The 26,542-nt window shown below is 67.6% G+C and carries 28 protein-coding genes, 1 tRNA gene and 2 pseudogenes; 12 read left to right on the top strand and 19 right to left on the bottom strand.

Annotated features, from left to right (window positions below):
* Positions 1-59 precede the first annotated feature (59 nt).
* The 5 genes from phoU to dusB form a co-directional block, all read right to left on the bottom strand.
* On the bottom strand, positions 60-707 hold the full coding sequence (phoU, locus tag ACRXBZ_RS17895) for a phosphate signaling complex protein PhoU (RefSeq protein ID WP_433880057.1): 648 nt from the start codon (positions 705-707) through the stop codon (positions 60-62).
* A gap of 117 nt (positions 708-824) precedes the next feature.
* The gene (locus tag ACRXBZ_RS17890) at positions 825-3,359 is read right to left on the bottom strand and encodes an LCP family protein (protein ID WP_433880056.1); all 2,535 of its coding nucleotides are present in this window, start codon (positions 3,357-3,359) and stop codon (positions 825-827) included.
* A 252-nt stretch (positions 3,360-3,611) separates the two neighbouring features.
* A complete protein-coding gene (locus ACRXBZ_RS17885) occupies positions 3,612-4,484 on the bottom strand; it encodes a GGDEF domain-containing protein (RefSeq protein ID WP_433880055.1) in 873 nt (290 codons plus the stop codon).
* Between the two features lie 347 nt (positions 4,485-4,831).
* On the bottom strand, positions 4,832-5,296 hold the full coding sequence (locus ACRXBZ_RS17880) for a hypothetical protein (protein ID WP_433880054.1): 465 nt from the start codon (positions 5,294-5,296) through the stop codon (positions 4,832-4,834).
* Positions 5,297-6,460, bottom strand: a complete 1,164-nt coding sequence (gene dusB / locus ACRXBZ_RS17875; RefSeq protein ID WP_433880053.1) for a tRNA dihydrouridine synthase DusB — start codon at positions 6,458-6,460, stop codon at positions 5,297-5,299.
* A gap of 237 nt (positions 6,461-6,697) precedes the next feature.
* Here dusB and ACRXBZ_RS17870 point away from each other — a divergent pair, with 237 nt between their 5' ends.
* On the top strand, positions 6,698-7,099 hold the full coding sequence (locus ACRXBZ_RS17870) for a hypothetical protein (protein ID WP_433884151.1): 402 nt from the start codon (positions 6,698-6,700) through the stop codon (positions 7,097-7,099).
* A gap of 366 nt (positions 7,100-7,465) precedes the next feature.
* Here ACRXBZ_RS17870 and ACRXBZ_RS17865 read toward each other — a convergent pair.
* Together ACRXBZ_RS17865 and ACRXBZ_RS17860 are read right to left on the bottom strand one after the other, a co-directional pair.
* Positions 7,466-7,573: pseudogene (locus ACRXBZ_RS17865) on the bottom strand (hypothetical protein); the annotation flags it as partial.
* Positions 7,574-7,621: 48 nt separating this feature from the next.
* Positions 7,622-8,251 carry a superoxide dismutase family protein gene (locus ACRXBZ_RS17860; protein ID WP_433880052.1) on the bottom strand — a complete coding sequence of 210 codons (630 nt, stop codon included), beginning with the start codon at positions 8,249-8,251 and terminating at the stop codon, positions 7,622-7,624.
* A 766-nt stretch (positions 8,252-9,017) separates the two neighbouring features.
* On the opposite strand from ACRXBZ_RS17860, the gene ACRXBZ_RS17855 reads away from it, so the two are divergent.
* The 5 genes from ACRXBZ_RS17855 (at position 9,018) to ACRXBZ_RS17835 (ending at position 12,192) form a co-directional block, all read left to right on the top strand.
* Complete coding sequence (locus tag ACRXBZ_RS17855) at positions 9,018-9,197, top strand: hypothetical protein (RefSeq protein WP_433880051.1); 180 nt, start codon at positions 9,018-9,020, stop codon at positions 9,195-9,197.
* Positions 9,194-10,171 carry an ABC-2 membrane transporter-related protein gene (locus ACRXBZ_RS17850; protein ID WP_433880050.1) on the top strand — a complete coding sequence of 326 codons (978 nt, stop codon included), beginning with the start codon at positions 9,194-9,196 and terminating at the stop codon, positions 10,169-10,171. The genes ACRXBZ_RS17855 and ACRXBZ_RS17850 overlap by 4 nt, the downstream gene beginning before the upstream one ends.
* A 52-nt stretch (positions 10,172-10,223) precedes the next feature.
* Positions 10,224-10,628, top strand: coding sequence for a GntR family transcriptional regulator (locus tag ACRXBZ_RS17845; protein WP_210435500.1), 405 nt, complete (start codon positions 10,224-10,226; stop codon positions 10,626-10,628).
* A complete protein-coding gene (locus ACRXBZ_RS17840; protein WP_433880049.1) occupies positions 10,625-11,479 on the top strand; it encodes an ATP-binding cassette domain-containing protein in 855 nt (284 codons plus the stop codon). The genes ACRXBZ_RS17845 and ACRXBZ_RS17840 overlap by 4 nt, the downstream gene beginning before the upstream one ends.
* Before the next feature lie 356 nt (positions 11,480-11,835).
* Complete coding sequence (locus ACRXBZ_RS17835) at positions 11,836-12,192, top strand: hypothetical protein (protein WP_433880048.1); 357 nt, start codon at positions 11,836-11,838, stop codon at positions 12,190-12,192.
* A 475-nt stretch (positions 12,193-12,667) separates the two neighbouring features.
* Here the strand turns inward: ACRXBZ_RS17835 and ACRXBZ_RS17830 are convergent, their stop codons facing one another.
* Positions 12,668-13,072 carry a MerR family transcriptional regulator gene (locus tag ACRXBZ_RS17830; protein WP_433880047.1) on the bottom strand — a complete coding sequence of 135 codons (405 nt, stop codon included), beginning with the start codon at positions 13,070-13,072 and terminating at the stop codon, positions 12,668-12,670.
* 65 nt (positions 13,073-13,137) lie between these two features.
* Here ACRXBZ_RS17830 and ACRXBZ_RS17825 point away from each other — a divergent pair, with 65 nt between their 5' ends.
* Positions 13,138-14,325: an MFS transporter gene (locus ACRXBZ_RS17825; protein ID WP_433880046.1), complete on the top strand. Its 1,188-nt coding sequence runs from the start codon at positions 13,138-13,140 to the stop codon at positions 14,323-14,325.
* Positions 14,326-14,374: 49 nt separating this feature from the next.
* On the opposite strand, the gene ACRXBZ_RS17820 is transcribed toward ACRXBZ_RS17825, so the two are convergent.
* Positions 14,375-14,929, bottom strand: a complete 555-nt coding sequence (locus tag ACRXBZ_RS17820) for a TetR/AcrR family transcriptional regulator (protein WP_433880045.1) — start codon at positions 14,927-14,929, stop codon at positions 14,375-14,377.
* 67 nt (positions 14,930-14,996) lie between these two features.
* On the opposite strand from ACRXBZ_RS17820, the gene ACRXBZ_RS17815 reads away from it, so the two are divergent.
* Entirely contained in the window at positions 14,997-16,490 is a 1,494-nt protein-coding gene (locus tag ACRXBZ_RS17815; protein WP_433880044.1) for an MFS transporter, read from the top strand.
* A gap of 309 nt (positions 16,491-16,799) precedes the next feature.
* Here the strand turns inward: ACRXBZ_RS17815 and ACRXBZ_RS17810 are convergent, their stop codons facing one another.
* On the bottom strand, positions 16,800-17,477 hold the full coding sequence (locus tag ACRXBZ_RS17810; RefSeq protein WP_433880043.1) for a DUF4232 domain-containing protein: 678 nt from the start codon (positions 17,475-17,477) through the stop codon (positions 16,800-16,802).
* A 441-nt stretch (positions 17,478-17,918) separates the two neighbouring features.
* Between ACRXBZ_RS17810 and ACRXBZ_RS17805 the strand changes: the two genes are divergently transcribed.
* Positions 17,919-18,257, top strand: a complete 339-nt coding sequence (locus ACRXBZ_RS17805) for a DUF5753 domain-containing protein (protein ID WP_433880042.1) — start codon at positions 17,919-17,921, stop codon at positions 18,255-18,257.
* A gap of 33 nt (positions 18,258-18,290) precedes the next feature.
* Positions 18,291-18,581 (top strand): hypothetical protein, encoded by a 291-nt coding sequence (locus tag ACRXBZ_RS17800; RefSeq protein WP_433880041.1) that lies wholly within the window; start codon positions 18,291-18,293, stop codon positions 18,579-18,581.
* Here the strand turns inward: ACRXBZ_RS17800 and ACRXBZ_RS17795 are convergent.
* On the bottom strand, positions 18,565-19,302 hold the full coding sequence (locus ACRXBZ_RS17795; protein WP_433880040.1) for a DUF4232 domain-containing protein: 738 nt from the start codon (positions 19,300-19,302) through the stop codon (positions 18,565-18,567). The genes ACRXBZ_RS17800 and ACRXBZ_RS17795 overlap by 17 nt on opposite strands.
* A 381-nt stretch (positions 19,303-19,683) precedes the next feature.
* Between ACRXBZ_RS17795 and ACRXBZ_RS17790 the strand changes: the two genes are divergently transcribed.
* Positions 19,684-19,759 (top strand) — tRNA-Lys (locus ACRXBZ_RS17790).
* 458 nt (positions 19,760-20,217) lie between these two features.
* On the opposite strand, the gene ACRXBZ_RS17785 is transcribed toward ACRXBZ_RS17790, so the two are convergent.
* Complete coding sequence (locus ACRXBZ_RS17785) at positions 20,218-20,430, bottom strand: hypothetical protein (RefSeq protein WP_433880039.1); 213 nt, start codon at positions 20,428-20,430, stop codon at positions 20,218-20,220.
* 373 nt (positions 20,431-20,803) lie between these two features.
* Between ACRXBZ_RS17785 and ACRXBZ_RS17780 the strand changes: the two genes are divergently transcribed.
* Complete coding sequence (locus tag ACRXBZ_RS17780) at positions 20,804-21,712, top strand: IS5 family transposase (RefSeq protein WP_433877464.1); 909 nt, start codon at positions 20,804-20,806, stop codon at positions 21,710-21,712.
* Positions 21,713-21,720: 8 nt separating this feature from the next.
* Here ACRXBZ_RS17780 and ACRXBZ_RS17775 read toward each other — a convergent pair whose 3' ends face one another.
* From ACRXBZ_RS17775 to ACRXBZ_RS17745, 7 genes and pseudogenes are all read right to left on the bottom strand, one after another.
* The gene (locus tag ACRXBZ_RS17775) at positions 21,721-21,993 is read right to left on the bottom strand and encodes a hypothetical protein (protein ID WP_433880038.1); all 273 of its coding nucleotides are present in this window, start codon (positions 21,991-21,993) and stop codon (positions 21,721-21,723) included.
* A complete protein-coding gene (locus tag ACRXBZ_RS17770) occupies positions 21,994-22,326 on the bottom strand; it encodes a DUF6247 family protein (protein ID WP_433880037.1) in 333 nt (110 codons plus the stop codon).
* A gap of 292 nt (positions 22,327-22,618) precedes the next feature.
* Positions 22,619-22,936 carry an ANTAR domain-containing protein gene (locus ACRXBZ_RS17765; protein ID WP_433880036.1) on the bottom strand — a complete coding sequence of 106 codons (318 nt, stop codon included), beginning with the start codon at positions 22,934-22,936 and terminating at the stop codon, positions 22,619-22,621.
* Positions 22,937-24,087: 1,151 nt separating this feature from the next.
* A complete protein-coding gene (locus ACRXBZ_RS17760) occupies positions 24,088-24,576 on the bottom strand; it encodes a GAF domain-containing protein (RefSeq protein ID WP_433880035.1) in 489 nt (162 codons plus the stop codon).
* Between the two features lie 4 nt (positions 24,577-24,580).
* On the bottom strand, positions 24,581-24,928 hold the full coding sequence (locus ACRXBZ_RS17755) for an arsenate reductase/protein-tyrosine-phosphatase family protein (protein WP_433883907.1): 348 nt from the start codon (positions 24,926-24,928) through the stop codon (positions 24,581-24,583).
* A gap of 60 nt (positions 24,929-24,988) precedes the next feature.
* A pseudogene (arsB, locus tag ACRXBZ_RS17750) lies at positions 24,989-26,043 on the bottom strand (ACR3 family arsenite efflux transporter); the annotation flags it as partial.
* Positions 26,040-26,408 carry an ArsR/SmtB family transcription factor gene (locus ACRXBZ_RS17745; RefSeq protein ID WP_433880034.1) on the bottom strand — a complete coding sequence of 123 codons (369 nt, stop codon included), beginning with the start codon at positions 26,406-26,408 and terminating at the stop codon, positions 26,040-26,042. The pseudogene arsB and the gene ACRXBZ_RS17745, both read right to left, overlap by 4 nt.
* Positions 26,409-26,542: the final 134 nt, after the last annotated feature.

Below are 26,542 nucleotides of genomic sequence, written 5' to 3'. Positions count from 1 at the left end.
TACTGAGACCGAGTATTAGTACTTCGCCGGTCGAACCGCCCGTCACCTGCGAGAACGGCTCAGCCGGTCGGCATCTTTCCGGTCACGGTGAACACGACCCGGCGGGCCACCGAGACCGCGTGGTCGGCGAACCGCTCGTAGAACCGGCCCAGCAGCGTCACGTCCACCGCGGCCGCCACCCCGTACGACCAATCCGGGCTCATCAGCACGGTGAACAGGTGCCGGTGCAGGTCGTCCATCTCGTCGTCGTCTTCTTCGAGCCCGCGCGCGGTCTCTACGTCCTGCGTGCGGATCACGGTGCGGACCCGCCCGGCCAGCTTCACGGCGATCCTGCCCATCTCGGCGAAGTACGGCTGCACGTCCTGCGGCAGCACCGCGTTCGGGTGGCGGCGGCGCGCGGTCTTGGCCACGTGCAGCGCCAGGTCGCCCATCCGCTCCAGGTCCTCGGCGGCGTGGATGGTGGAGATCACCGTGCGCAGGTCGCCGGCCACCGGCGCCTGCAGGGCCAGCAGCCCGAAGGCGTGCTCCTCCGCCCGGGCGCGCGCCTCGTCGACCTGAACGTCTTCCTCGATGACCTGCTCTGCGAGCTCCAGGTCGGTCTCCAGGAGAGCCTTCGTGGCGCGCTCAATGGCCGTGCCGACCATGGTCGACATCGAAGCGAGTTCATCGGCGAGCTTGCCGAGCTGTTCCTGGTAGACCTCACGCATGCCGTCCAGGGTACTTCGAGCCGGAATCGGACAGAATGACCCATGGTGAACCAGAGGTGAACGGCCACTTATGAACCGGTTCGGCCGCCGTCCTGAACCGGTTCGGCCCCTCGCCGGTCAGCCGCAGATGTCGGTTCCCGCGTTCACCGTGGACAGACCGTCCGGGACGGCAGGCGGCTGGTTCGGGTCCGCAGGCTGCCGCCGAACGTCGTTCATCGTCGCCGCGGCACCCCCACCGCTGGGCGTGGTGAGGGCCGCAGGTCCGCCGCTGCCCGACATGATCGGGGCTTCGTCGAGGATCGCCTGGAACAGCGCCTTGGTGTCGGCTTCCCGCAGGATCTCCATGCCGTTCTCGTCGGCGTAGCCGGTGGTCGGCACGGTGATGAAGGTGACGCGGCTGGCGTCCAGGCCCTGCATCTGCTGGCCGAGGTCCATCAGCCGGTCCACGCCGATGTTCTCTCCGAAGGTGTTCGCGCTGACCGCCTTGACGAAGTCGCCCAGCTTGCCCGGGTCGAGCAGCACCTGGCTGGACATCGCCTTGCGCAGCAGCGCCGAGAGGAACAGCTGCTGGCGCTGCATCCGGCCGTAGTCCGAGGTGGGGTCGCCCTTGACGTGCCGGGCGCGCACGTAGTTCAGCGCCTGCTCGCCGGTGAGGGTCTGCCGACCCGCCTGGGGCAGCACGGTGCCGAGGGTGGTGTCGATGATCGGCTTTTCGGTGCAGATCTCGACGCCCTGCACCGCGTCCACCATCGACTTGAAGCCTTGGAAGTCGATGCCCAGGAAGCTGTTCACGCGCAACCCGGAGATCTGCTGGATGACCTTCGTCGTGCACAGCGGGCCGCCGACGGCGTAGGCCGAGTTCAGCCGCGCGTCCTTGCGTGCCGGAACCCGCTCGCCCGTGTACTTGCCGGTGGTCGAGTCCCAGCGCTCGCAGGCGGGCATGTCGACCTTGAGGTCGCGCGGGAACGACACCAGGACCACGCGGCTCCGGTCGGCCGGGATGTGCGCGATGATCGTGGTGTCCGCGCGAGCCCCCGGCTCGTCCTGCTCGCTGCCGACGCCGTCTTCCGCGCTGGCTCCGGCCCGGGTGTCCGAGCCGACCAGCAGGAAGTTCTGGTCACCGGTCTGCTTGGCAACGTCCTTGATGGCGTCCGAGTTCGGGTCCAGCGCCTGGACGGACGGCGGGCCCCAGATCGTGGTCGCGCCCCAGGCGATGCCGAGGGTCAGGAACACGGTAAGCGAGGCGGCCATCGCCACGGCCATCACGATCAGGTTCGTGCGGCGCTTGCGCTGCTTCTTCTTCCACTCCATCCGGGACTGGCCGTCCCGGCCCTCGACGAAGTCGAACGGGATGTCGGTGCCGAGCTCCGGCTCCCGGCGCTTGCCCAGCAGCCAGGCGTACTTCTTGCGCCGGGCCGCCTCCTCGGCGGCGATCTCGTCGTGAACGGCGGAGAACCGCGCCAGGGTGGCGTCGATCTCCTTTATGTCGTTCTTGCGCTCCTCGACGTCGTCCTCGGCCTCATCGGCGTCGTCCTCGAACTCGTCGAATTGCTCGAACTCGTCGTAGGCGTCGCCGGAGACCGCGGGCGCGACGATGGCGGTCGCTTCGGCGTCCGCGATCGGCGGAGCCACCGGCCTGGCAAAGGTGGTCTTCTCGTCGTCGGCGGGCTTGCGCTTGGGCCGCGCGACGATCGCGGTCTGCTCGGGCTGCTTCGGCCGCGCGACCATCGCGGTCTGCTCGGCCTTCGGCGGCTCGGCGGGGATGGCGGGATGCTGGGTGGTGGATTCCAGGTCCGCTTCGACGGCCGGTGGCACCTGGCGCGCCGCTGGCGGTCGCGGCGCGCGGTGCGGCGGCTTCGCCAGGGCGGGCTCACCGGTCAGTGCCTGCGTGATCCTGGTCGCCTCGGCAGCTGCCGGTTCGGCGCCGTTGCGGGCAGGAGGTTCGAGGAGCGCGCCGTTGCGGGGCGGCTCGCCTGGGACGCCGTTGCGGGGCGGCTCGGCGGGAGCGCCGTTGCGCATGGGCGGCTCGGTAGGGGCGCCGTTGCGCGCGGCGGCTCCACCGGCGAAGGCCGCGGCGGCACCGGGATTCGGTCGGGCGCGGCCAGCGGGGGCGTCGGCGGGCAGTGCGGGTCCGTCGGGGAGAGCGCGGCGGCGGCCCTGCCGCGACTTGCCGTTCGGCGCCTGAGCGGAGGGAGGGCCCGCCGCAGGCGGCGCCCAGTCCGGCGGGCTGCTTGGGTGGTTCGGCGGCGCGGAGCGGGAGCGGCGCGGAGCGCCCTCCGGCGCGGTCCAGCCGGACGGCGAAGCTGGCGGCTCGGGCCGGGCGGCCGGGCTGGCGGGGTGCTTGGGCGGTTCGGCGGCGCGGCGGGGTTTCGACGCCCGCGACGCCCGCGACGCCCGCGACGCCTGGGGCGGCTGCGGTGCCTGAGGGGCCTGCGGGGGTTCCGGTTCGGCGGCGCGTCGGCGGCTGGTGCCGCTGCTTGGGGCCTTGCCGTGCTTGGAGAGCAGGTCGATGACGCGGGTGCCGCCGGTGCCGTCGTCGCTCAACGCGCGCCGACGCCGACCGGTCGATGCGGAGGTGCCGCTATCGGCGGCGTCCTCGTCCGGGCGGGAACGCCGGTGCCCGAATTCACCATGCCGGGGGTCTTGCGGCACGCGTTTTCCCTCCCACCTGCGAAAGCCAACGGTCTACGAGTAAGCCGACGCGCTCGATACCCCCCGACGCGTATCGGTCGGCGCCTCCGAGATAGTACGGCCGATCGCCCGAATTGACGATAGTGAGCGACAATTTCTTCACAATCAGTGCACGATCCTACCTGATGTCTCGTCCAATACGACCATCTGTGCTAAGCCGGTTGACCGGCATAAACGAACTCAAATACACCCAGTGCTCCTGGACGATCGCGATTAGTAACCGGCGACCGTCCGCGGGATCGTGCCGCGCCGCCCGGCCGCGATTCCGGCCAATCGGACGTCGGACCCCGTTCGATGCGCGACCGCGTTGCGCCCCGATTGCTTCGCGGCGTAGAGCAGCGCATCCGCGCTGATCAACTGCTGCTCGGCCGAGGCCGGCGCGGAACCGGCCGTGGTGTGCTCGTGCGCGACCCCGGCGCTGATCGTCACCCGCAACCCCGGTGCCATCTGCGCCCACGGGAACCGCTCCACCCGGGAACGGGCCGTCTCGCACACCGCAACCGCGGCCGCCGGCTCGATGTTCGGCAGGACCAGGACGAACTCCTCCCCGCCGTAGCGGGCGCAGAACGCGCCGGTCGGCAGCGCCTCCTGCAGCAGGTCGACGACGCGCTGCAGCACCCGATCGCCGAGCAGGTGCCCGTAGGTGTCGTTGACCTGCTTGAACCAGTCCAGGTCGACCAGCGCCACGGCCAGCCCGTCGTTCGTTCCGGCGTGCTCGGCCAGCAGGTCGGCCAGTCGTTCGTCGAGGTAGCGGCGGTTGTAGCTGGCGGTCAGCGTGTCCCGCAGGCTCTGTTCGCGGGCCTCGGCGTGCTCGCGGCGCAGCCGGTTGACCTCGTGCCGCAGCTGCTCCGGCACCCGCGGGGTGTCCGTTGTGGACATCAGGTTCAAAGCCGACCGCAGGTGGTGGTACGCCTGCCGCCACTGGCCCTGCGACGCCAGCAGGCCCGCGATCGACTCGTGCAGCTCCGCCATTCCGGTCCCGTTGGCCAGATCCTGGCGGGTGCGCCGGCCGGGCGGCAGCACGGTTGGCGGGTCGTCGTCACTCAGTGGCTCCGGCCCGGCGAAACCGTTGCGCAGTCCGGTCATCGCACTCACCTCCCGTCCGTGGTGTCGTCGGGTGGGACGGATCGCTTGAGTTGGTCTGACTCGCGCGCCGCCCTAATTCGCTCAACCGGCTGACCCTGGCCTGGTCTGAATTGACGAGCGCCGCTCGAATCTTCAGCTGCCTAGGATGTGTACCGGGCGGAGGGGTGGATGTGGAAGCGAAACGGATCGGACCCACCCGCACGGACGAGCAAACCAGTGTGTGTTTTTTATCACCGCATCGCAACTTTATCGGTTTCCCCGCACTTCGCGTTACGAGCCCTTGATCGCGCAACCAGTTATCTGGTGGGGCGAGTTATCTGGTCGGGCAAGTTATCTGGTCGGGCAAGTTATCTGGTCGGGCAAGGCGCGAAACCGTGCATTCGACCGTCCAGCAGCACCAGGTGTAGCGAACCGATCTGATGTCCTGTGACGCTGCCCGCCGTTCGGGTGGTCACTTCCACTCCGATGGCCCAGATCTCGCCGCGCGGCCGGATTCCCTCCGGGGCGAATTCCGGATCCGGCCGTAGCGTCGGCATTGCCGGATCGATTTCGACGGTCGTCTCCCCGAGTTCGCAGTTCTCGTCCAGGAAATCGGGATGTTGCGTGCGGCGGAAGAACTCCTGTTGCGCCTGAGGTCCTTGTGCAGCAGCGGTGTTGTTATCCGCGAAGTACTGCTTGGACAGTCGCAGTGGCTCGGATTCGGTTGCCGACGCGGCACATCCGGCCGCGAACAGCACCGCCGACACGCCGATGAGGACGGCCGGGCGGTGGCGAATTCGGCCCGTCGCAACGGGTTGCGGTCTCGCGGTCACTCAGCCGCCGCTGCTGTCGATCTCCGCGCCGGCGGGCACCGTGACGTCGTCCGGGTCGTCCAGCCAGCCCTCCGGCAGCACGACCCGACCGGCCGAGCCCTGGCGTCCGCGCGGGCCCTCGCCGTCCGCCGGGAACGGCACGTCGGGGTCGAGTTGGGCCAGCAGGTCGTCGAGCTGGGCCAGGCTGGACACCAGGCCGAACTGGTGGCGCAGGTCGGAGCCGACGGGGAAGCCGCGCAGGTACTGCGCCATGTGTTTGCGCAGGTCGCGCAGCCCCTTCTCCTCGCCCATGTGGTCGGCCAGCAGCTCCGCGTGCCGCCGCAGCACCGCGGCGACCTCGCCCAGCGCCGGTCCGGCGGGGATGGGCTCACCGGCGAAGGCGGCCTGCAGGTCGCGGAACAGCCACGGGCGGCCGAGGCAGCCGCGGCCCACAACGACGCCGTCGCAGCCCGTCTCGGCCATCATCCGCAGCGCGTCGTCGGCGCTGAAGATGTCGCCGTTGCCGAGCACTGGGATGGTGCGGACGTGCTCCTTGAGCCGGGTGATGGCGGACCAGTCCGCGGTGCCCGAGTAGCGCTGGGCGGCGGTGCGGCCGTGCAGCGCGACCGCCGCGGCGCCGTTCTCCTCGGCGAGGCGGCCCGCGTCGAGGTAGGTGATGTGGTCGTCGTCGATGCCGATGCGGAACTTCACGGTGACCGGGATGCCCGCCGGCTCGGCGGCGCGGACGGCGGCCGAGACGATGTCGGCGAACAGCCGCCGCTTGTACGGCAGCGCGGAACCGCCGCCCTTGCGGGTCACCTTGGGGACCGGGCAGCCGAAGTTCATGTCGACGTGGTCGGCGAGGTTCTCGTCGACGATCATCTGCACGGCCTTGCCCATGGTCACGGGGTCGACGCCGTAGAGCTGCATCGAGCGCGGGTGCTCGTCCGCGTCGAAAGTGATCATCTCCAGCGTCTTCGGGTGCCGCTCGACCAGGGCCCGGCTGGTGATCATCTCGCAGACGTACAACCCGGCGCCGTACTCCCGGCAGAGCCGCCGGAAGGCGACGTTGGTGATCCCGGCCATCGGCGCGAGCACCACCGGCGGATCGACGGCGTAGGGGCCGATCTTCAGCGAGGGCGCGGCCGTGGAGGCCGAGGCGGGAGGCGAATCGAGCGCGGTCATCGCCGCCCATTGTCCCCGACGCTGGGTCCCGGTCGGCCGTGACCTGCGTTGCGGGCGCCGATCCGGGCGCCGAAGAACTGTGACCCCCATCGCATAAGATCATCTGCTGACTGGTGCTCGAACGTCCGGGGGACCTCGTGAATGGCGGGGCACCCGTGGTGTCGAATCTTGCCGGGGGAGGGCATGAAGAACGTCGCCTCGGCTCGTGACCTCCTGGATCGGGTTCGCCTCCGCGAGGTGCAGTTCTACGAGATCCACGCTCGGCTCAACGCAGGGTTCGCTGACGGCGGTGACGACACGGGCGCAGCGACGGAAGGACCCCAGAAGTGGGATTTGCAGCTCCAGTTGCGGGAAACTGATCTTGGGGTGCGATGCCGACTCGATGTCGGGGCACCGGATGCGAACTATGTGGTCGACGCCGCCATCTTCTACGACTTCGACGAGTCGCTGAAGATCGAGCCAGCCGCGCTTGAGGAGTTTGTCAATCGGGCTGCCTTCATCGCCCTGTACCCCTTCGTCCGCGAGGCGCTGCACAGCGCCGGGCGAAAGATCGGGGCGCAGGCGCCGTTGCTCGGGATGCTCGACCTTGCGGAGAACAGGGTCGAGTTCAATTTTGATGGCACCGGCCAACAGAACTGAATCCGGCGGGACTGGCGGAGCGATCGAACGGCTGCCCCGCATCGCGGACTTTCCCGCTGCTGTGCTCCGGACGGCGTATAGGCGTGGTTGGTCTCCCGGTGCCAGACTGTCGTCGTCCAAGATCGTCTGTTCCTGACTCGGTGGCCGGAACCAGGGGGCCGTCGGCGCTGGTCTTCCTGCTCGCCGGGGTCGTCGCGGTGCTGATTCCGGGGAAGCGAGGCGAACGGGCTCTCGCAGTCCTCCGGTTGTTGCGGGCTGCCACGCCGCGGCGGGGCGTTGGGGGCTCGTCCCGCGGGTGATCGGCAGGTCGCGCTCGAAGACCGAGCGGAACAGCGCTCGCTTGTCGGCGAAGTAGCAGAAGACGCTGCCCGAGCCGAGGCCGGCGGCTTTCGCGATCTCCGCTGCTGAGGTGTTCTCGAGCCGCGTTCCGCCAACAGCTTCGCGGCCGCCTGCGTGATCAGAATCGCGCAGCATGAAGGGCGCCCCCGGGTCCGTGCGGTCGGAGGCGCCCTTCGGGGTTGGTCAGAACGTGGCGTTGGTGCAGGCGAGGCGGTCACCCGCCGTGCCCGCCTTGCCGGGCTCGGTGTGCGTGTGCATCGAGTGGATCACGAAGGACTTCGCGTCTTGCCGGGAGTCGAACGACCAGTTGCCCTCAGCTTTGGCCGTGCCGTTGCCCTGGGCGTCGGTGTGGAAGTCCAGCCACACCTCGTTCTGCGGGTTCGCGTAGGCCGGGTCGACCGACGGCTTGACCGGGTCGGCCTTCTCCTGGAAGTGCGGGCCCGCGTCGTCGCCCTTGGGGCCGCAGGGCTTGGTGTGCACGTGGGCGCCGTAGTCGCGGTTCGGCTGCAGGCCTTCGGTCTTGACGGTGATCTTGGTGTGGCCGTTGACGCGCTCCGAGGACAGGTCGATGCGGGACCCCGGCGGCACCTGCGCGGGGTCGTAGGTGATCGCCGTGGCGCCCTCCTTGTAGGGCTCGAAGGTCGCCGAGGTCTGCCTGGCCGCGGCGTGCTGGCCGTGCTCCTGGGAAGCCGGCGGCTGCGGGCTCTGCTGGCCGGGGGCGGGGGCCTGGCCACCGCCACAGCCGGTGAGGAGTGCTGCGGCCGTGCACAGGCCGAAGATCGAACCGGTCAGTCGGGTGCGCTGGTGAGGCATGGGTTATCTGTCCTTCGTGGTGACTGTCTGAATCGACGCCGATTCTGCCGGTTATCACCGATTCGTCGAAACCGGCGTTCGGCGGTGGCCTGGATCGAGCGCATGACCGCGTGGGGGCGGTGTTGTCACGTGAACTGGGATACGACGGCCATTTCGCGCAGTGACTGGTGTTTCCGGAAACGCTCGGTGCCTGGTCAGGCCGTGGCGTCGAGGCCGTCCTCCGGCATGCGGGCGTCGGCGGTCACCTCGATCGCGGTGCGGACGAACGCGGCGACCCGGGGCGGAGCGCGCCCCGCTGGGCCACGCGATCGAGATCGTGTGGGCTGGCGTCGGACACCCGTCGGTAGGGATGTCAGCGGCTCCTGGTCGAGGTCGTGGCGGTCGGTGTTCCGCGAACTGATCAGGGCGACGTCGTCCGTGGAACCAGTTCCGGGCAGCAGGAGTCCGACGCAATGTCCACGGTGGATACCGTCGTTCGTGGCGATGTGCCCTCGGGCGACCTTGCCCGTACAGCAGGCATCACCATCCCCGATGACGTCATATGGGCGCGTTGAAAATCTGCCGGCCCAAAGTTCCGCACCCGGGGTGCAGACGGGCACGGCTCTTGTTGGCCACGTAGGCGAGCCATGCCCGTTGGTGCATCCTGCCCGTGCGTCGTCGGGCGGTGCGGTGCCTCGGTCTTCCAGGGCGGGAGTCCGTTAGGCTGGACTTCTACCTTAAATCACTATATAACTAGTGAAAACATATTGGTATTCGATGGGGCCCGATGCCGTCCACTGATTCGCCGGGGCTCGTCGCGGGCAACGCGCGCGAGCTCGGCAAGCGGTACCGGCGGGGCTGGGCATCGCGAACCTGTGCGGGCGCCGGGGCGGCACGACAGGAGCCGCAGCTCAAAGACATCGCGCTCGCATACATGCGCACGGATGACATGGAGGTAGTGGTATGACCTGGCTGGCGTGGCGACAGCACCGCGTGCAGGTGTTGCTGATGGCAGCGGTGTTGCTGCTAGGCGCGGTCGCGGTACTTGTGCTGCACACGAGCATGTCGCAGCAGATCCAGGACCAGGGTCTGCAGCGGTGCCTCGCGGTGGGAGTCCGCGGTGCAGGCTGCGCGACCGTGGCGAGTGATTTCCGCGACGAGTGGTTTGACCTGCTCAAAGCCGGCCAACTCGGGATCGTGGTCCTCCCGGTGCTGCTGGGGGTGTTCAGCGCGGCACCGCTGTTCGCCCGCGAGATCGAGCACGGCACGCACGTGCTGGCGTTCACGCAGTCGGTCAGCCGGGTCCGCTGGATGGCGGTCAAGCTGGTGATGCTTCTGGTGCCCTCGTTGGTCGTACTGGTGGTCCTGCAGCTGCTGGTGAGTTCCTGGGTCGCGGATGCCGGGCTGATGGGGCCGCTGGTGAGCGGCCCGTTCGCGTTCCTGAATTTCGAGAGCACGGGCTGGATGCCGACCGCACACCTGCTTCTCGGCTACGCGGCAGGCGCGCTGCTGGGGGCGGTGCTGGGGCGGTCGCTGCCGGCGATGATCAGCACCCTGGCCGGGCTGGTGGCGGCGCGCGGGGTCGTCGCAGTGGTGGGACCGTCGCTGGTGCCGTCGCAGCTGCGGACCTCTGACGACCCGATGAGCGCTGCCGCGTCCGGTTTGGACGAAGTTGTCCAGGTGGGTTACCTGGGTGCCGACGGGCGGGCCATACCGGAAGGCGGTTTCGATCCCGCGGTGTGCGGTGTGCGGGGCGGCGGTTCAGCCTCGACCTTCGACCTGGCTCAGTGCTATGCGCAGCACGGGGTGATCGGCAAGTACGCTGAGGTCGTTCCGGCCTCGTCCGCCCCGATGCTGCAGCTGATCGAGTTCGGCGTTCTTGGCGCGGTCGCGGTCCTACTGCTCGGAGGAACCGCGTGGACGCTGCGCAGGCAGCATTGATAACGCTGCGTAGCTCGCGACTTCGGCGATGGCGGCCCTTATGCTGGGCGGTATGATCGAGTTCCGGATCGACCGTCGCTCCGGGGTCTCCACATACATGCAGATCGTCCAGCAGGTCACGCAGGCCATGCGGTTGGGCCTGCTGGGACCCGGTGACCGGTTGCCCACCGCGCGCGAGGTGGTGGAGGCCACGGCGGTCAATCCGAACACGGTGCTGAAGGCGTATCGCGAGTTGGAGCGGGACGGCCTGGTGGAGGCTCGGCGCGGGGTCGGTACCTTCGTGACTCGTTCGCTGGCCAGCGACCGCACCTCGGTCCAGGCCCCGATGCGGCGCGACCTGGCGGACTGGATGAGCCGCGCCAGGAGCGGCGGGCTCATGGTCGAAGAGGTCGATGCGCTCTTCGCTGCCGTCCGTGACGAGTACTTCCCGACCGGAGGACTGGAACGCCCATCATGAGCGCGCTGAGCACCATCGGTTTGTCCAAGCGCTTCGGAGACCGTCGGGGGATCGAGGACTGCACGGTCGAGCTCCCCGAAGGCAAGGTGGTCGCGCTGGTCGGTGCCAACGGTGCGGGCAAGAGCACGTTCCTGGCGTTGGCGGCGGGCCTGGTTGAGCCGTCGTCGGGTGCCGTGCGCGTGTTCGGCGACAGGGTGCGCGGCCGCATCCACCCGGACGCGGCCTACCTGTCGCAGCGTCGCCCGTTGTACGGCAACTTCACGGTCGCGGAGATGGTCCGCGCGGCGGCGAAGATGAACCGCCGCTGGTCGCAGGAGCGCGTCGAGGACGCGGTGGCCGCATTCGGCGGGCTGGACGTCGGCTCCCGGGTCGACTCGCTGTCCCTGGGCATGCGCTCCAAGCTCGCACTGGCGCTGTGCCTGGGGCGGTTGCCGCGGTTGCTGCTGCTGGACGAACCGCTCGCGGACCTCGATCCGCTGGCCCGGGACGAGACCATCAGGCTGGTGATGGCCGACGTCGCGGACCGCGGGATGACCGTGGTGATCTCCTCGCACCTGCTCGGCGAATTGCGCGAGGTGTGCGACCACCTCCTGCTGCTGCAGGGGGGAGGCGTGGAACTGGACGGCGACGTCGACGAACTTCTCGAGGAGCACCGCGACCTGGTGGGGCCCGCCGATGCGGGGCCCCCGGAGGCCGGGACGGTCGTGCACGCGAGGAAATCCGGTCGGCAGCAGCGGATGCTGGTGCGCGACCCCGGGGTGCTCGCCCCGGGATGGGAGTCGCAACAGCTCGACCTGGAATCGCTCGTGACCGGTTACCTGCGCGCCGATCGCGTACTGCAGTGCCCGTGAGCGGTTTCGGGTGCCATAGCGCCCACAACCGTTCACGGTCCCTGACCAGCCTGGGTACCACTCGCCAACCCCGCTGACCCCGGCGCCGAGCCGGCGGTTGGCGGGGTTCGCTGTTTTCGGGCATCCGGCGGCAGCTTCGCACGTGTGTTGTCGCGTCGCCCCGTGCGAGAGCCCTTCCGCGCTGCTGACGCGAATCGGCTCGTTCTGCTCTTGGTGAGGCGTCTGCTGGCGTGACGATCCCGTAGGTGCTTTATCCGCCGGATTTCCGGACCCCGGCCTTGCCAGCGATCCGCACCACTGCTATCTTTTAGGTATTCCACTAGATAACTAGTGAAAGACCTTAAGGAGTAGTGGACATGGACTTCACCTTCGGCAAGCGCGGAATGATCGCTGGACTGCTGGCTGCGGGAGCACTGGTCGGCACCGGCGCATTCGCCGCCGCCGCTCCCGCGGCGAATGCGCCGGAACTGCGGATCAGCTCGGCCGACTACGCACTGGAGTACACCGTGCTGAACGGCAACGGCGACGGCTTCTCCTCCGTCCTGGAGCCGAACTCCGCCCGCGAGGTGCAGGCCGAGGGCTTCACGACGGTGCAGTTCTCCGTGAACGGCAAGCTCGTGAGCGCATACGGCCCGCTCGAGGCTGATCGCACGCTGGTCTGCAACGCGGGAGGCACTGTGGCCGCGCCTGCCGTGAACTGCGCCTTCGCCTGACTCGGAACTGCGCGCAGGGCGAGCAGTATCGCTGGCGGAGTCCAAGAGGTGACCGCCACCCGGACTCCGCCAGCAGCGGTCGTTGGCAGTTGAAGGCGGAGCTGGCGGAGCACTTTTCTTAAGCGGCTTAACCGCATTCGCGAGCAACTGTCTCTTTTGGATTGCCACATCGGGTGAGGCCGAAGGCGGCGGATAACGCTGTGTGCGGGTGTGCCTCGTGAGTTCTGAGGCTGTTTGAGAACTCGTTCCGCGTGCCAGTGAGACGGCGGCCCTACGGCAGCGCCCTACGGCAGTGGCGGCGATTTCGCGCGAAATCGCCGCTCGCCACGCCTGCAAGGTGACGATTTCGCGCGAAATCGCCCCCAGCCACGCGACCGTCACGCCGTTTCGCCGCGTCGACAGGATCGGCTCGTCCCGAACACATCCCGGCCTCGCCACATCCCTGACTGCTCACTGGCTGGCCCAAAGGCGCCCTTCACCCTTGACCCGACTGGGCTGGGGTCGGGATCTCGCCGGTGTGGCGGTATTCCAGGACCGCGTCGAGGTATTCCGTTACGGCGTCCCTGTTCCGGGTCAGGCACCTGATTCGGTCGGTCATCCTGTCGCGTTCGAGTTCCAGGGTGGCGATCATCTCCGGTGTCGCGTCTGGGAAGTAGATAACACGGGGTTTGTCCAGGCACGGCAGGATCTGCTTGATGATGCGGGTCGGCAGCCCGGCGTCGAGCAGCCCGCGGATCTGCAGCACGCGGTCCACGTTGTACTCGTCGTAGTCGCGGTAGCCGTTCGGGGAGCGGTTCGCGACGATCAGGCCCTGCTCCTCGTAGTAGCGCAGCAGTCGGCGGGATGTGGCGGTGCGCTCCGACAGCTCTCCGATGCGCATGTGCTCGACCTCACGTCCAGTCGCTTTGACCTTCACATCAGTGTGATGGTTCGAGCATATACGGCATGACTGATCGCAGCACGCAACTCCTGGATGCTGGACGACTTCCGCTGCGCGCGCTGCTGGCGCTGGCCACCGCCGCTTTCATCACGGTCCTGACCGAGGCGCTGCCCGCTGGTGTGCTGCCCGCGATGAGCGCCGGCCTCGGGGTCGGCGAGTCCGCGATGGGGCAGGCAGTGACGATTTACGCGATCGGGACGGCCGTCGCGGCGATCCCGCTTTCCGCGGCCACGGCGGGGTGGCGGCGCAAGCGCCTGCTGCTGGTCGGGGTGGCGGGGTTCGCGGTCGCCAATACGGTCACGGCAGTCTCGACGTACTTCCCGCTGACCATGGTGGGCCGGTTCGTCGCCGGCGTGGCGGCGGGCGTGGTCTGGGCGCTGCTGGCGGGCTATGCGCGCCGCGTGGCGCCGGAACACCTGCGGGGCAAGGCGATTGCGGTGGTGATGGCGGGTATTCCGCTCGCGCTTTCGCTGGGCGTACCGGCCGGAACCTTCCTCGGCGGGTTGCTGGGCTGGCGGGTGACGTTCTCGGTCATGTCGGTGCTCGCGGTCGTCCTGATCGCCTGGATCGTCGCGCTGGTCCCGGATTTCCCCGGGCAGCGGCAGGGCGGCGCGATCCCGATCCTCAGGCCCCTCGGCGTCCCCGGCGTGGCACCGATCCTGTTCGTGACCTTGGTCTTCGTGCTGGCCCACACGATCCTCTACACCTACATCGCCACTTTCCTCGCCGGGCTGGGCATGGGCGGCTCCGTCGACCTGGTCCTGCTGATCTTCGGCATCGCATCGATGGTGAGCATCTGGATCGTGGGCGCCCACATCGACCGCCGGCTGCGAACCCTGACGATCGCCAGCACGATCCTGGTTGCGCTCGCGGCCACGTTCCTGGCGCTCATGGCGGAAAACCCAGCCCTGGTCTACGTCGCGGTGACGCTGTGGGGCCTGGGCTGGGGAGGCGTCCCGACCCTGCTCCAAACGGCGGCGGGAAACGCCGGAGGGGAAGCGGCGGACGCGGCCCAAGCGATGCTGGTGACCCTCTGGAACGCGGCCATGGCAGCAGGCGGCGTGATCGGCGGCCTCATCCTGGCCGGACTGGGCCCGGAGGCCTTCTCCTGGGCGCTCCTGCTCCTCCTGCTGCCGGTCCTGGCAACCACGGTCGCGGCCCGCACCAACGCCTTCCCCGCCAAAGCCCGGTGAACCTTCCGAGGTGAGGGGCACCCTGCTCAAGGGTGCCCCTCACCTCGGTTCAGGCTCGGGTTCGGCGCGTTTCGGCTGCTTGTTCCAGCAGACGGTCGAAGACCTGCTGCAGCAGTTTCGGCTCAGGGCTGGGCAGGCCGGACAGCGCGCTCAGGTACAGGCCGTCGCCGACCAGGCGGATGGTCTCGGCGAGCACCGGGTCGCCGATGTAGTCCGTGAGCAGCTTCGACCAGTGGGCGAAGACCCTGGCCAGCACCTCGGTATCCGCCTCGCTGAGCTCTTCGGTACTGCGCAGAGCCGCGATGACCGACCAGTACAGCGCCATCTCCTCGTCCGAAGCGGGCTGCGAGGCCTCCAGGAAGTACCGGACGACGTCCACGCCGACCCTGCCGGCCTGCTCGAACTCGGCTCCGGCGGATTCGCCGAGCCGCTGCACGAGTCCCTGCAGCATCGCCTGCTTGGAGCGGAAGTGGTAGAGCAGGCCGCCCTTGGACACGCCTGCCTCGGCGGCGACCGATTCGAGGGTCACCGCCCCCGTGCCTTGCCGGACCAGGATCCGCTGAAGCGCGTCGAGGATGCGGTCGCGGGTGTTGGTGGCTGACATGGGTGGTACTGTACCGTCCGGACGGTTACTATACCGTCTGGACGGTATAGATGAACTCGAGCAGAAGATGATCAAACTGAATTCGCCTCGGATTACCCGCAAGCAATGGGCGGCGCTCGGCGCCCTCCTGCTCCCGGTGCTGCTGATCTCGGTCGACAACACGGTGCTGAGCTTCGCCCTGCCGCACATCAGCGAGGAACTGCGGCCAACCGGCGGCCAGCTGCTGTGGATCGTCGACATCTACTCCCTGATGCTGGCCGGGCTGCTGGTCACGATGGGCACGCTCGGCGACCGGATCGGCCGCCGCCGGTTGCTGCTGATCGGCGCGACCGGCTTCGGGCTCGCCTCCGCGCTGGCGGCCTTCGCGCCCAGTGCCGAGCTGCTCATCGCGGCCCGCGCGCTGCTGGGCGTGGCTGGGGCGACGCTGATGCCCTCGACGCTGTCGCTGATCCGCAACATCTTCACGAACCCCCGCGCCCGAACGACCGCGATCGCGGCCTGGACGGCGACCTTCGCCGGTGGCTCCGCCTTCGGCCCCCTTCTCGGCGGGGTGCTGCTGGAGCACTTCTGGTGGGGTGCGGTGTTCCTGATCAACCTGCCGGTGATGGTCCTGCTGCTGATCGTCGGCCCGCTGCTGATCCCGGAGTCGCGCAACCCGGCGCCCGGCCGCTACGACCTGCCCAGCGCTGGCCTGTCGCTGCTGACGATGCTGGCGCTGGCCCTCGGCATCAAGGAGTTCGCCGGCGGCGGTGCGCTGGCGCTGCCTGCGGTGGTGGTCGCGGTGATCGCTGGCTACGCGTTCGTGCGCAGGCAGCGCAGGTTGGCCGCGCCGATGCTGGACCTGCGCCTGTTCCGCAATCCGCGGTTCAGCGTCGCGGTCGCCAGCAACCTGCTGGCGGTGTTCGTGATGGTCGGCGACCTGTTCTTCATGACCCAGTACCTGCAGCTCGTGCTGGGCATGAGCCCGCTGCGCGCGGGGTTCGCGCTGCTGCCGGGCATCGCGCTGTCGGTGGTCGGGTCGCTGCTGGCCGTCCGGCTGATCCGCCGGGTCCGGCTGGCCGAGCTGCTGGGTGCGGCGATCCTCGCGACGTCGCTCGGCTACCTGCTGATGGTGCTGCTCCCGACGCAGGACGGGGTCTGGTTGGTGGTCGTGGCGTTCATGGTCGTCGGCCTGGGCGCGGGCATCACCGAGACCGCGACCAACGACACGATCATGAACAGCGTCGCCCCCGAGAACGCGGGCGCGGCGTCGGCGATCTCGGAGACCGGCTACGAGCTGGGCGCCGCAATGGGCACCGCGATCCTCGGCAGCGTGCTGACCTCCGCCTACCGCGGGAAAGTCGATCTCGCCGGGATCCCAGAATCCATTGTGGACACAGTTCGGGACACCCTGGGCGGAGCGTTGTCGGTGGCGAACGAGCTGCCGGTGGAGCAGGGTATCGCGCTGCGGGAGTCGGCGGCGCACGCCTTCACCTTCGGCGTGCACGTCACCAGCGTGGTCGGTGCCGCGATCCTCGTTTTCGCCGCCGTGCAGGCGTGGTGGGTGCTGTCTCGGCGCTGAGGCCGTGTCGGTCGGTGCCTGGGGAGGGGGCGCACCGACCGGCCCGCAGGGCTCGTCCGCCGCAGGTCGGAGCATCGGCGTTCGGGCCCGGGGCAGGTGCCGCTAGAGGCGGCGGAGGGCTTCCGGGATGCGGTGCTAGAGTTCCGGGAAGTGCGGTTCCGCAGTGTCCGATGTGGACTTCAACGTTCGACGAATCGCAGAACCGGCGATCACGCTGCGTCGCCTGCACCCCGGCTTGATCCGACGGACAAAACGAGGCACCCGCGACCGATGGCCGGGTCGCGGGTGCGCCTCACTGGTGTCATCGAATCAGAACGCGGTGACGCCCTGGGCGACGGGCTGGAGGGTACCGACCTTCAACGACTTCAGCGGGATCTGGGGATCGACGCTCTTGCCCGCGGTGTCGAGGAAGCTGGCGTCCACCGTGCCGGCGGCACCCGGCACGGTGACCTGGAAGCCGGTGACGGTCACGTCGCCGCCCTTGTCGCCGATGTTGAGGAGCACTCCGGCGAAAGCGGTTTTGCCTGGGGCGAGCTCGAACTGCGTCGGGCCGCCCGGGATCTTGACCTTCTCCACCGGGATCTTGGAGTCCGCGCCGGACATGTTGGTGGGTGTGATGTCCGCCCAGCCGCTGACGTCGCAGGTCTTCTCCGACTTGTTCGTCACGGCCATCAGAAGGACGCCGGGGCGGCTCGGCTGGGTCTGCAGGTCGACGTTCATGTCCGAAGCCGTGCAGTCGGGGTTGTCGATCTGATGGCCGCCCGCGTGGGTCCAGGGAGCCGGCTCGTTCACCGGCGTGCTGCTCGAATCGCCGGCGGGGATTCCAGCGGCCGGAGCGGGCGTGCTGACGCCGCCCGAAGAAGGCGCGGGAGCCGGCGTCGACTGACCACATCCGGCGAGTAGGAGCGCCCCGGTGAACAGTCCGGCGATTGCGCCGAGCGTCCGAGTCTCGTTGAGCATCATGGTGAATCCCTTCGTAGTGCGCACCGAGCGCTTCGCAATCTCTCATCCCTGAAGACGTGCATGCCATAGCGTGGTTGCGAATCAACATATCGACTTGCCCTTTCGGGCAAGTGCGGTGACGCCGAAGGCAGTTTGTGATGTTCATGGTTCGCGGGCCTGTTGTCGCCGGCAACGAGTAATCCATTATGGACAATTATGACGTCTCGGGTGGAGCGTAGTCCCGTGTAGGCGTGGTGCGTGCTGTCCCTGCGCTGGGTCGGTGGATGGGGCGGCCGGTCGGTGCGTGGGGAGAGGAGTCGCACCGACCGGCCCGCGGGGCTCGTCCGCCGCAGGTCGGGGGCATCGGCGGTCGGGTCCGGGTCTGGTGCGGCTAGAGGTGGCGGAGGGCTTCCAGGATGCGGCGCTGGAGTTCCTGCGAGGGCGGCTCCACAGTGTCCGATGTGGACTCCTGTAGGTTGCGGTGCGGTGGGCGACTCATCGCACCGCGACATGACCACGTTCATCGAGTACGAAAGGACGGCGCGAGCAATCGTCGAGGTAGCCACCACGGTCGTCCCCGGGTTGCTGCAGACCTACGACTACGCGCACGCGATCATTTCCAGATGGTCACCGCACGACGCAGGCGTCCGCACCGCGACCCGTGTCGGCAGACGAAACGTTCTCACCAAGCAGAACGCGCCTACCTTCACTGCGATCATCACGGAGAACGCGCTCCGGGAGCCTATCGGAGGTCCCGCCGTTCACGCCGAACAACTTCGGCACCTCGTCGCTGCCGTGGAAGTCGACAACGTGGAGATTCTTTAGACGCCGTCGATGTGGAGAACTTCCCGTGGCGGGTTGAACGATCCCCTCGCCGCACCCACCGCTGGCGGTGAACGCTCCGTTCTCCGCAAGACGCAGGCCAAGCCCGCGACCGCGACCAAGACGCAGGCCAAGCCCGTAACCGCGGCGAAGACCGCCAAGCCCGCCGGCGTCCCGGCACGTGCCGGAAACCGGGTGTCCAAGCCGGTCGTGGCCGCCGCGGGCGTGGCGGGTCTGGTGCCGTTGTGCGTCCCGGAGCGAGGCGCCCCTGGCCGGGCAACTCGACCGGGGGCGCCTCGCACCGTTCGGATCAGTCGAAGACGGTGACACCCTGGGAGACGGGCTGGAGGGTACCGACCTTCATCGCCTTGACCGGGAACTCGGCGTAGAGGCGGCCGTTGCCGGTCTGGGTGCCGTCGGTGCCGATGATGTTCGCGTTCACTGGCCCGCCAGCGCCCGGCAGGGTGACGTTGAAGCCGGTCGCGACCACGGTGTCCGGGTCGGCCTTGTCGCCCCGCTCGATGAGCACCCCGGCGAAGCCGGTCTGGCCTGGGTTGAGGCTGAACTCCGTCGGACCGCCCGGGATCTCGACCTTCTGGACCGGCACGTCGGTGTGCGGGGCGCCTGACATGTCCACGGCCGCGACGGCCGCCCAGCCGTTTAGCTTGCAAACCTTTTGGGACGTGTTCGACACGGCCATCAGCAAGACGCCGGGCCGGCTGGGCTGGACGTTGAGATCCACCTTGAAGTCCTTGGCCGAGCACTCGGTGCCGGCGGGCTGACGTGCGCCGTTGGTGCTGGTGGGCTGCCGGTTGGCGTTGGTGCTCGCGGTCTGGCGGCTGTCGTCGCCGTCGGTGCGCTGCTGATCGCTGTGGGTGCTGGTGGAGCTGCCGGCCTGGATTGGTGATCCACCGGGTGCGACCCCGGCGGCCTGGGTGGCGCCGTCCTGCGCAGCCGGGGCCGCTGTCGGCTGACCACATCCGGCGAGCAGAGCACCGCCGAGCAGTCCAGCGATCGCGCCCAACGTCCGAGGCCGATTGACCAACATGCTGTTCCCTTTCGTCTAGCCCTTGACCGTTTCTCGCTTTCGTCCTGAAGACGTGCGTCTGGAGCCGAGGTTGCTCCGAGCGATGTGGAGAAAATCAACCATGTTCTGACCTGCAGATCAGATGCCGACCGATCTCGTTCGGTCGGGTCGGCAGCGCCGTCCGGGGCCTTCGGAGGGCACCGCGCCCCGCCCCGCCAGTGGACGATCTGCGACATCAGGCCGGGAGTGACTCGCCCGGCGGGTCCGCCGCGCGGAACGGGCGGGAGGAGGGGAAACCCTCACGCGCCGACGGGTGATCCGCCCGCAGTGTGATCTTCATCGGCGAAGAAGCTGCGACCATCACCGCACAAGATCGACGGGACCTTGTAACCTTATGCACGCGGGTCGTTAGCTCAACTGGCAGAGCAGCGGACTTTTAATCCGCGGGTTCTGGGTTCGATCCCCAGGCGACCCACCAAAACCCCAGGTCACAGACCTGGGGTTTCTTGTTTGGGGATCGTCCGGTGCACTTTTGGTGCACCTTTCGAGCGGGCCTAGCTCTCCAGGGAGCGTTCCAAGACGTCCGTCGTCTGCCTGCTGACGGCCTTCCTGCCCATGTACACATCCTGCGTCATAGACGGCCGCGAGTGCCCGAACTGGTCAGCGATCAGCCGTGCTGACAACCCCGCCTCGTCCAAGATCGTCGCGGCGGTTTGCGGAACACGTGCGAAGTCACCCAGGCGAAGCCCTCACTGCCTCGGGTCTCACGCAGCACCCGCCGCGTGTTCGACGCGTCACGAAGATCGCCGAGACTGTCCGGGAACACCGGGCCATCCTGTGCACCGGTCTCCGCGAACCGCCGACGCAACATCTCCACAGTCCAGGAGGCCAGCGGTAGCGTTCGCTCCCCGAATCCGGTCTTGGTGGACTTCCTGATCAACCCCTGGCCTTTGACTCTCGGACGACGGCGTAGTCAACCGAGCACAAACCTGCATCGAGGTCGACATCATGCCAGTAGACCGCCAGCGCCTTACCGAGACGCACCCCGGTGGCGAGCATGAAGCGCGACAGATCAGGAAGGTCCCACCGGACAGCCTCCTGATCCGATTCGAGCTGAGAGAGCCATTGAACGCGTTCATCCAAGGTCAACGAACGAGGAGCCTTCTTCCTCCTGCCCTCGATGCGAGCTGTCTCCCGCGTGGGATTGACCTCCAGTGCCCCAACCACCGGGCCCGGTGTACAACCACGAGCGCGGACGAGGGAACCGACCCTTCAGCGCTCAAACCTTTCAGCCCTCAAAGTGTCGGCCCCGCCCCAACTCTCCCGCACGATGTCCTTGGCACGAGCAGCCAGGTCAGGCGGACTCGAGAAAGCGCCCATCGACCGGAAGTACCGACGAGGCTATGCCACGTCCTCCTAAGAGACTGTTGGGTAACTGGGGCGACACTGAGCGTGGCGTGATGTTGATCACGGTCGGTGTGTCGAGATGACAAAGAGATCATCCCCGCCGTGATCTTGTTGTGTGTGCAACTGCGATACCGGCGGGGATGATCGCCGCCCATGTTATCCGTCCAGTCTGACCGATGAGGTGTGGGCGGTCCTGGAGCCGTTGATGCCGGTACGAGACCGCCGAAAGGGCGGTATGGCAAGGAAATACGACGATCGCCTGGTGCTGGACGGGATCTTCTACGTGCTGCGTTCGGGTTGTCAGTGGCGGATGATTCCCCGTGATCTGCTGCCCTGGGACGCGGCCTATCGCTGGTTTCGGGACTGGAGTGCCGACGGCACGATCGACCGTGTCCACGACGCGCTGCGCGATCAGGTTCGGCGCCAGGCCGGACGCACGGCGGACCCGTCGGCGGCCGTGCTCGACGCCCAGTCCATCAAAAGCAGCGAGGGAGGGCAGGAACGCGGGTTCGATATGGGCAAGAAAACGACAGGCCGCAAACGGCACCTGGTCGTGGACACCCTCGGCCTGCTGCTGGTCGTCATGGTCACCTCCGCATCGGTGCAGGACCGCGCGGAGCGCGGCGGGCGCGAGATCCTGCGACGCCTGGCGGCCCGGTTCCCCTCGATCGCTCTGGTGTGGGCCGATGGCGGATACGCCAACTCCGTCGTCAACGGCCTGCTGGCCTGGGCGAAGGAAAAACTCGGACTGGTACTGGAAATCGTCAAACGCAGCGACGATGTCAAGGGGTTCCAGGTGCTACCACGTAGGTGGGTGGTCGAACGAACTTTTGGGTGGCTGATCCGCAACCGTCGCCTCGCCCGCGACTACGAACGCCTGACCGCGAACTCCGAAAACATGATCAAACTCGCGATGATCCGCCTCATGGCCACCCGGCTCGCCGGCCAGAGCATCCGGTGGTCCAACGCCACCGAACGCGAAGCCGCCCGCCGACTCACCGCCGAAACCAACATCGCTGCGTAACCACCCAGTTACCCAACAGTCTCTAAGACTTCGAGCCACTGCACGAGCAATAGGTGGACTTCTTGCTGCTCGTCGAGGATCAGGTAGATCACCTGGCCCGCTTGGCCGGGGCCGAAGTCCCAGCGCCGAACGGCGCCATCGGGATTGGCCTCGTGCAGTGGCTTGCCGTTCCAGGGAGTGAGCTGCAGGACTTCAAGCACGTCGGCGTAGGCGGCCAAGGCGTCATCGGGCAATGCGGCGACCTGCGCCACTACGGCGCTATCGGGAACGAGTTGATACACCTAGCGGCCCAGCCGTTGCCGGATCACGGCCTGCATGTCCTCCAACGGCGCGGCATCGGGATTCTGGCCAGTACTGGTGATCTGCTCAGATTTGGCCAGCAGCCGAAAGTAGGAGCCAGGGGCAACTTGCTCGGCATGGGCGAGGTGCCGCCACTTGTGCAGCAGCTCAAACACCTCGGTCAGATCGTGTGATTGCTTCGCGCGATCGAGAACGTGCCCCCATTCCGCGTCAAACTCGGCAGCCACTCGTGGCGTCAGGCACGCCCGGATACCCGCAGCGTCAGCTGGCGGCGGAGCCGGGTTCGTGTTCGATGCTGAATGGGGAGCAGCCACGTGACCACCATAGCCGTCGGCGTCAACCAGAAGCCTGCGCCGAGACCACCAGGCCCCAGCTCACGTGTGTTTTTGTGGTTACGTGCGAAGCGCGAGGCGATCAGTCCATCGGCAATTCGAGCGGCACAATGTGCCTCGGACGCGCATGGAGCACATCCGGGGCACGCGCGGACCAACACCAACGAAGAACAACGACAACCGCAAGCGGCACGTCGACCAGCGAAGTTCAATCAGCCGCCGAGCTAGACGAGGCCACTTGATCGCCTTTGCAAGGCGGGGGTTAGGTTCAGGGTTAGGTTTCTTTGAGTCGGTTCCACTCCTCAAGGACATGGGCGCTTACGCTCTTCACGGTCGACGCGCTCGCTGCGCCCGTGACCCGCTCTACAAGCGTCTGAGCCACGTCACGCATGTCCGTACCGGTGTCGTGCGACATCCCGGCGAGCAGCTCGAGTGCGTCGTGGTCATCGAACCCGAAGGCCAGCTTCAGCATGCCCTTGGCCTGCTCGATCGCCGGATGGCCCTGTAGTGCCGCGTCGAGGTTGCCGAGGCTGTCGCATGCCCTAGAGCTTCCCCACGGCTGCTGCTGGTCGGAGGTGCCGCTACCTTGCATAAGGACCACACCCGATCTCTCTGATGTCCAGTATGTCACTTTTTGAGCAAACTGGGACCGGCGAAACGATGTCCGGTGCGTGGTCGCGGCATACGCCACAGCGGGCGCTGGGATTGGGCTGCGAGCGGCTCGCAGGTCGGTGAAACCAGGATGAAAGCCCTGGGAAGAGATCGCGCTCCGGGCGCAGTATGGGCAAGGTAACGATCGGGGTTCCTGGTGGGCCGCGGAATCAAGCTTGGAAGTTGAGGGGGCGGCCACGTCTACGAATCGCCGCTACGCGATCTTCGCGCTCGATGCGGACGGCATGGGTCACGAGTTGGAACGCGGACGCCGAGCGCATGAAGGGTTACCTGCCCGATGAGATCATCGCCACTTCTCGGTTTTTTACCCGGCGGATCTGGTCGCTGCCGGGTATCCGCAGGCGGAGCTGGAGCAGGCAGCCGAGGCGAGCTTTTATGTCGATGACGGCTGGCGGGTGCGTAAGGACGGCACCCAGTTCTGGGCGCACGTGGTGATCACAGCCCAGCGCGATGCCCAAGGGGTTCTGACCGGATTCATCAAGGTCACCCGAAACGACAGGGACGGTCTACCACTCTAAGCGGCACGGTGGCTCCTCTCTCATGGGGCGAGGCCGCTGGCGCTGGAGACCGCGGTGGTGGTCGGCTGCGGGGTGCCCAGCGGTTCGGGCACCGCGCGTGGCGGAAGTACACCCGTGAGCGTTTGTGGGTGCTATAGCACCCAGAAACACTCACGGCGTCCTGCGGCGCAACGCTGCCTCCCGCCTTCGGAAGCTCCACCCGGGCCACGTGATCAAGGCCGACGAGGAAGATCTCCACGAGTGATGCTCCGCCCGGCAGTGCCGAAGCTCCAGGTGCTGTCCGGGGGCGAGCCTCAACTGGACCCTGTACGTGGTCCTGAACCCGGTTGCCAAGTAATTGCCAAGAATCATCCGCAATCAAAGTCAAAATTCGGCAGGCAATGCAAAGTACGCATCTGAGATTCGTGCAGGTAACCAAAGATGTTGGCAGACAACGGAAAGCCTTGTAGATCAGGGAAGCGAGATCCGCGGGTTCTGGGTTCGATCCCCAGGCACTGCAATGTTGCTCCGCCGGAAGCGGCGTTAGTAAGTGGGTCAGCCGTGACGGAAGCCGTCACAGTGTGAAGTTATACCAGTGGCCGGGGCCATCTCCGTCGAGAGGAAAGTGTTTGAGTGCCGTGGCGGCGCCGAGTGCCACTAGTTCGGGGACTCCGCGTCCGAACCCAGGGCGGCTGTAGTGCAACGACAGCACGCCGAGCGGCTGTGGTCCCTCGTCCAGTAGCGGGTACGAGGCGACGGAGCGGGTCCCGGCGTCGAGAATCGGGGCAAGCGTCGGCTGTCCGACAAAGATCGGGCTGCGGGTGACATCGTCGACCAGAACAGGCGTGCGGGTGACCAGTGCCTTGGCGCAGGCGGTGGGATGGCCGGTCGTGATGCTTGCGAAGAAGCTCAGGAACGCGGGCCTGAAGCCGTGCTGTGCCCGGATCCGCAATGCACCCTCTTGCCGATCGTGTACTTGCAGATCGCAGAAGTCAGCACCGCCGGCCGTGAGCGCAGCCCGCAGGATCGCTTCCATAACCGTGGGTTTGTCGGCATCGCCCAAGAACTCAGTATCGAACAGGACAGCTGCGTGGTCTCCGCCACGCCGGTATGCTTCGCGCAGCAGCCTCAAGCGGGTCTTCCGGAGCTCGGCAGTCACCGCAACCCATGGTGATCACCACGTCGGCAGCTTCCACGGCGTCGGTGGTGAGCTTCTTTGGGAACTCCGCCGAAAGGTCGAGACCGAGTTCGCCCATCACTGCGAGAACAGCGGGATTGAGGGTCTCCGCCGGGGCTGATCCGGCCGAACGCACGGCTACTTTGCCCTGGGCGTGGTGCTGCAGCAGGGCGGCGGCCATTTGGGAGCGTCCGGCGTTGTGGACGCAGACGAACAGGACTTCGGGGGTGCGGGACACGATCACTCCAGGATGTTCAGACGGTGCGGGCGCGCTCGTCTTCGGTTGGGGCGGTAGGCGTGGTGGTGTGACCCATCGGCGGGCGGCCAGGCAGACGTAGACCAGGGCGACCAGCACGGGCACTTCGATCAGGGGGCCGACGACCCCGGCGAGGGCTTGGCCGCTGGTGACGCCGAAGGTGGCGATGGCGACCGCGATGGCGAGTTCGAAGTTGTTGCCCGCTGCGGTGAACGACAGCGTCACCGACCGCTCGTAGTTCAAACCGATGGCCTTGCCCAGCGCGAACAATCCGGCCCAGATGATCGCGAAGTAGGCCAGCAGCGGCACGGCAATCCGGCGACATCGACCGGTCGGCTGGTGATCTGGTCGCCCTGCAGCGCGAAGAGGATCACGATGGTGCACAGCAGCCCGTACAGCGCCACGGGTCCGATCTTGGGCAGGAACCGGGTTTCGTACCAGTCCCGGCCTTTGGCGCGTTCGCAGAGCTTGCGGGTCAGGTACCCGGCGATCAGCGGGATGCCGAGGAAGAGCAGGACGGACTTGGCGATCTGCCACGCCGAGACCTCCAGCCCGACCTGTGGCAGGCCGAGCCAGCCGGGCAGGACCGAGAGGTAGAACCAGCCGAGACCGGCGAACGCGATCACCTGGAACACCGAGTTCAGCGCCACCAGGACGGCGGCGGCTTCCCGGTCGCCGCAGGCGAGGTCGTTCCAGATGATCACCATGGCGATACAGCGCGCCAGGCCGACGATGATCAGCCCGGTGCGGTACTCGGGCAGGTCAGGCAGGAACACCCAGGCCAGCGCGAACATCACCGCCGGGCCCACGACCCAGTTGAGCACCAGCGAGGACACCATAAGCCGCTTGTCGCCGGTGACGGCGTCCAGCCGGTCGTAGCGGACCTTGGCCAGCACCGGGTACATCATCACCAGCAGGCCCAGCGCGATCGGCAACGAGATGCCATCGACCTGCACCGAGTCCAGAGCCGGGCCGAGACCGGGGATCCAGCGCCCCGCCAGCAGACCGGCCGCCATGGCTGCGCCGATCCACACCGGCAGCAACCGGTCCAGCGTCGACAAGCGCGCGACCGCCGGCGCTTCTGCCGCCCGGGTCACGCGGTGACCGTCCCGGCGTCGGCGGGCACCAGCGCGGACGAGACGGCCCGCAGGGTCTCGGGGCGCACGCGGTAGTAGATCCAGGTCCCGCGTCGTTCGCCCTCGATTACCCCGGCCTCGCGCAGCACCTTGAGGTGGTGCGAAATCGTCGGTCCGGACAGCTCGAACGCCCCGGTCAAATCGCACACGCACGCCTCCCCGCCCGCGTGCGAGGCGATCAGCGACAGCAGCCGCAGCCACACCGGCTCACCGATCGCCTTGAACACCCGAGCCAGCTCCGCCGACTGATCTGCGGTCAGTGGCTGCCGGATCACCGGCGAGCAGCACAAGGCCGCGTTGTCGACCGGCGTCTCTTGTTTCGACATTTTTCTATCTTGACGCTCATCGAACTAAGGGGGCAAGCTTTGGTCGTGATCTGATTAGCTGAGGTTTCGCAGTTTTGGTGGTGACACGATCGGTTGATCTTGGTGTCGGGTGGGGTGGCGGGGCCGGAGATAGC

This window comes from Saccharopolyspora hattusasensis (assembly GCF_050972075.1).
Taxonomy (GTDB): Bacteria; Actinomycetota; Actinomycetes; order Mycobacteriales; family Pseudonocardiaceae; genus Saccharopolyspora; species Saccharopolyspora hattusasensis.
Note: the sequence above shows the minus strand (reverse complement) of the source record. Positions and strands in the feature narration are given on the sequence as shown.

Coding starts and splice junctions, on each gene's coding strand:
- phoU (WP_433880057.1), bottom strand. CDS start 707: ATGCGTGAGGTCTACCAGGAACAGCTCGGCAAGCTCGCCGATGAACTC.
- ACRXBZ_RS17885 (WP_433880055.1), bottom strand. CDS start 4,484: ATGACCGGACTGCGCAACGGTTTCGCCGGGCCGGAGCCACTGAGTGAC.
- dusB (WP_433880053.1), bottom strand. CDS start 6,460: ATGACCGCGCTCGATTCGCCTCCCGCCTCGGCCTCCACGGCCGCGCCC.
- ACRXBZ_RS17860 (WP_433880052.1), bottom strand. CDS start 8,251: ATGCCTCACCAGCGCACCCGACTGACCGGTTCGATCTTCGGCCTGTGC.
- ACRXBZ_RS17855 (WP_433880051.1), top strand. CDS start 9,018: ATGCCGTCCACTGATTCGCCGGGGCTCGTCGCGGGCAACGCGCGCGAG.
- ACRXBZ_RS17850 (WP_433880050.1), top strand. CDS start 9,194: ATGACCTGGCTGGCGTGGCGACAGCACCGCGTGCAGGTGTTGCTGATG.
- ACRXBZ_RS17845 (WP_210435500.1), top strand. CDS start 10,224: ATGATCGAGTTCCGGATCGACCGTCGCTCCGGGGTCTCCACATACATG.
- ACRXBZ_RS17840 (WP_433880049.1), top strand. CDS start 10,625: ATGAGCGCGCTGAGCACCATCGGTTTGTCCAAGCGCTTCGGAGACCGT.
- ACRXBZ_RS17835 (WP_433880048.1), top strand. CDS start 11,836: ATGGACTTCACCTTCGGCAAGCGCGGAATGATCGCTGGACTGCTGGCT.
- ACRXBZ_RS17830 (WP_433880047.1), bottom strand. CDS start 13,072: ATGCGCATCGGAGAGCTGTCGGAGCGCACCGCCACATCCCGCCGACTG.
- ACRXBZ_RS17825 (WP_433880046.1), top strand. CDS start 13,138: ATGACTGATCGCAGCACGCAACTCCTGGATGCTGGACGACTTCCGCTG.
- ACRXBZ_RS17820 (WP_433880045.1), bottom strand. CDS start 14,929: ATGTCAGCCACCAACACCCGCGACCGCATCCTCGACGCGCTTCAGCGG.
- ACRXBZ_RS17815 (WP_433880044.1), top strand. CDS start 14,997: ATGATCAAACTGAATTCGCCTCGGATTACCCGCAAGCAATGGGCGGCG.
- ACRXBZ_RS17795 (WP_433880040.1), bottom strand. CDS start 19,302: ATGTTGGTCAATCGGCCTCGGACGTTGGGCGCGATCGCTGGACTGCTC.
- ACRXBZ_RS17765 (WP_433880036.1), bottom strand. CDS start 22,936: ATGCAAGGTAGCGGCACCTCCGACCAGCAGCAGCCGTGGGGAAGCTCT.
- ACRXBZ_RS17745 (WP_433880034.1), bottom strand. CDS start 26,408: ATGTCGAAACAAGAGACGCCGGTCGACAACGCGGCCTTGTGCTGCTCG.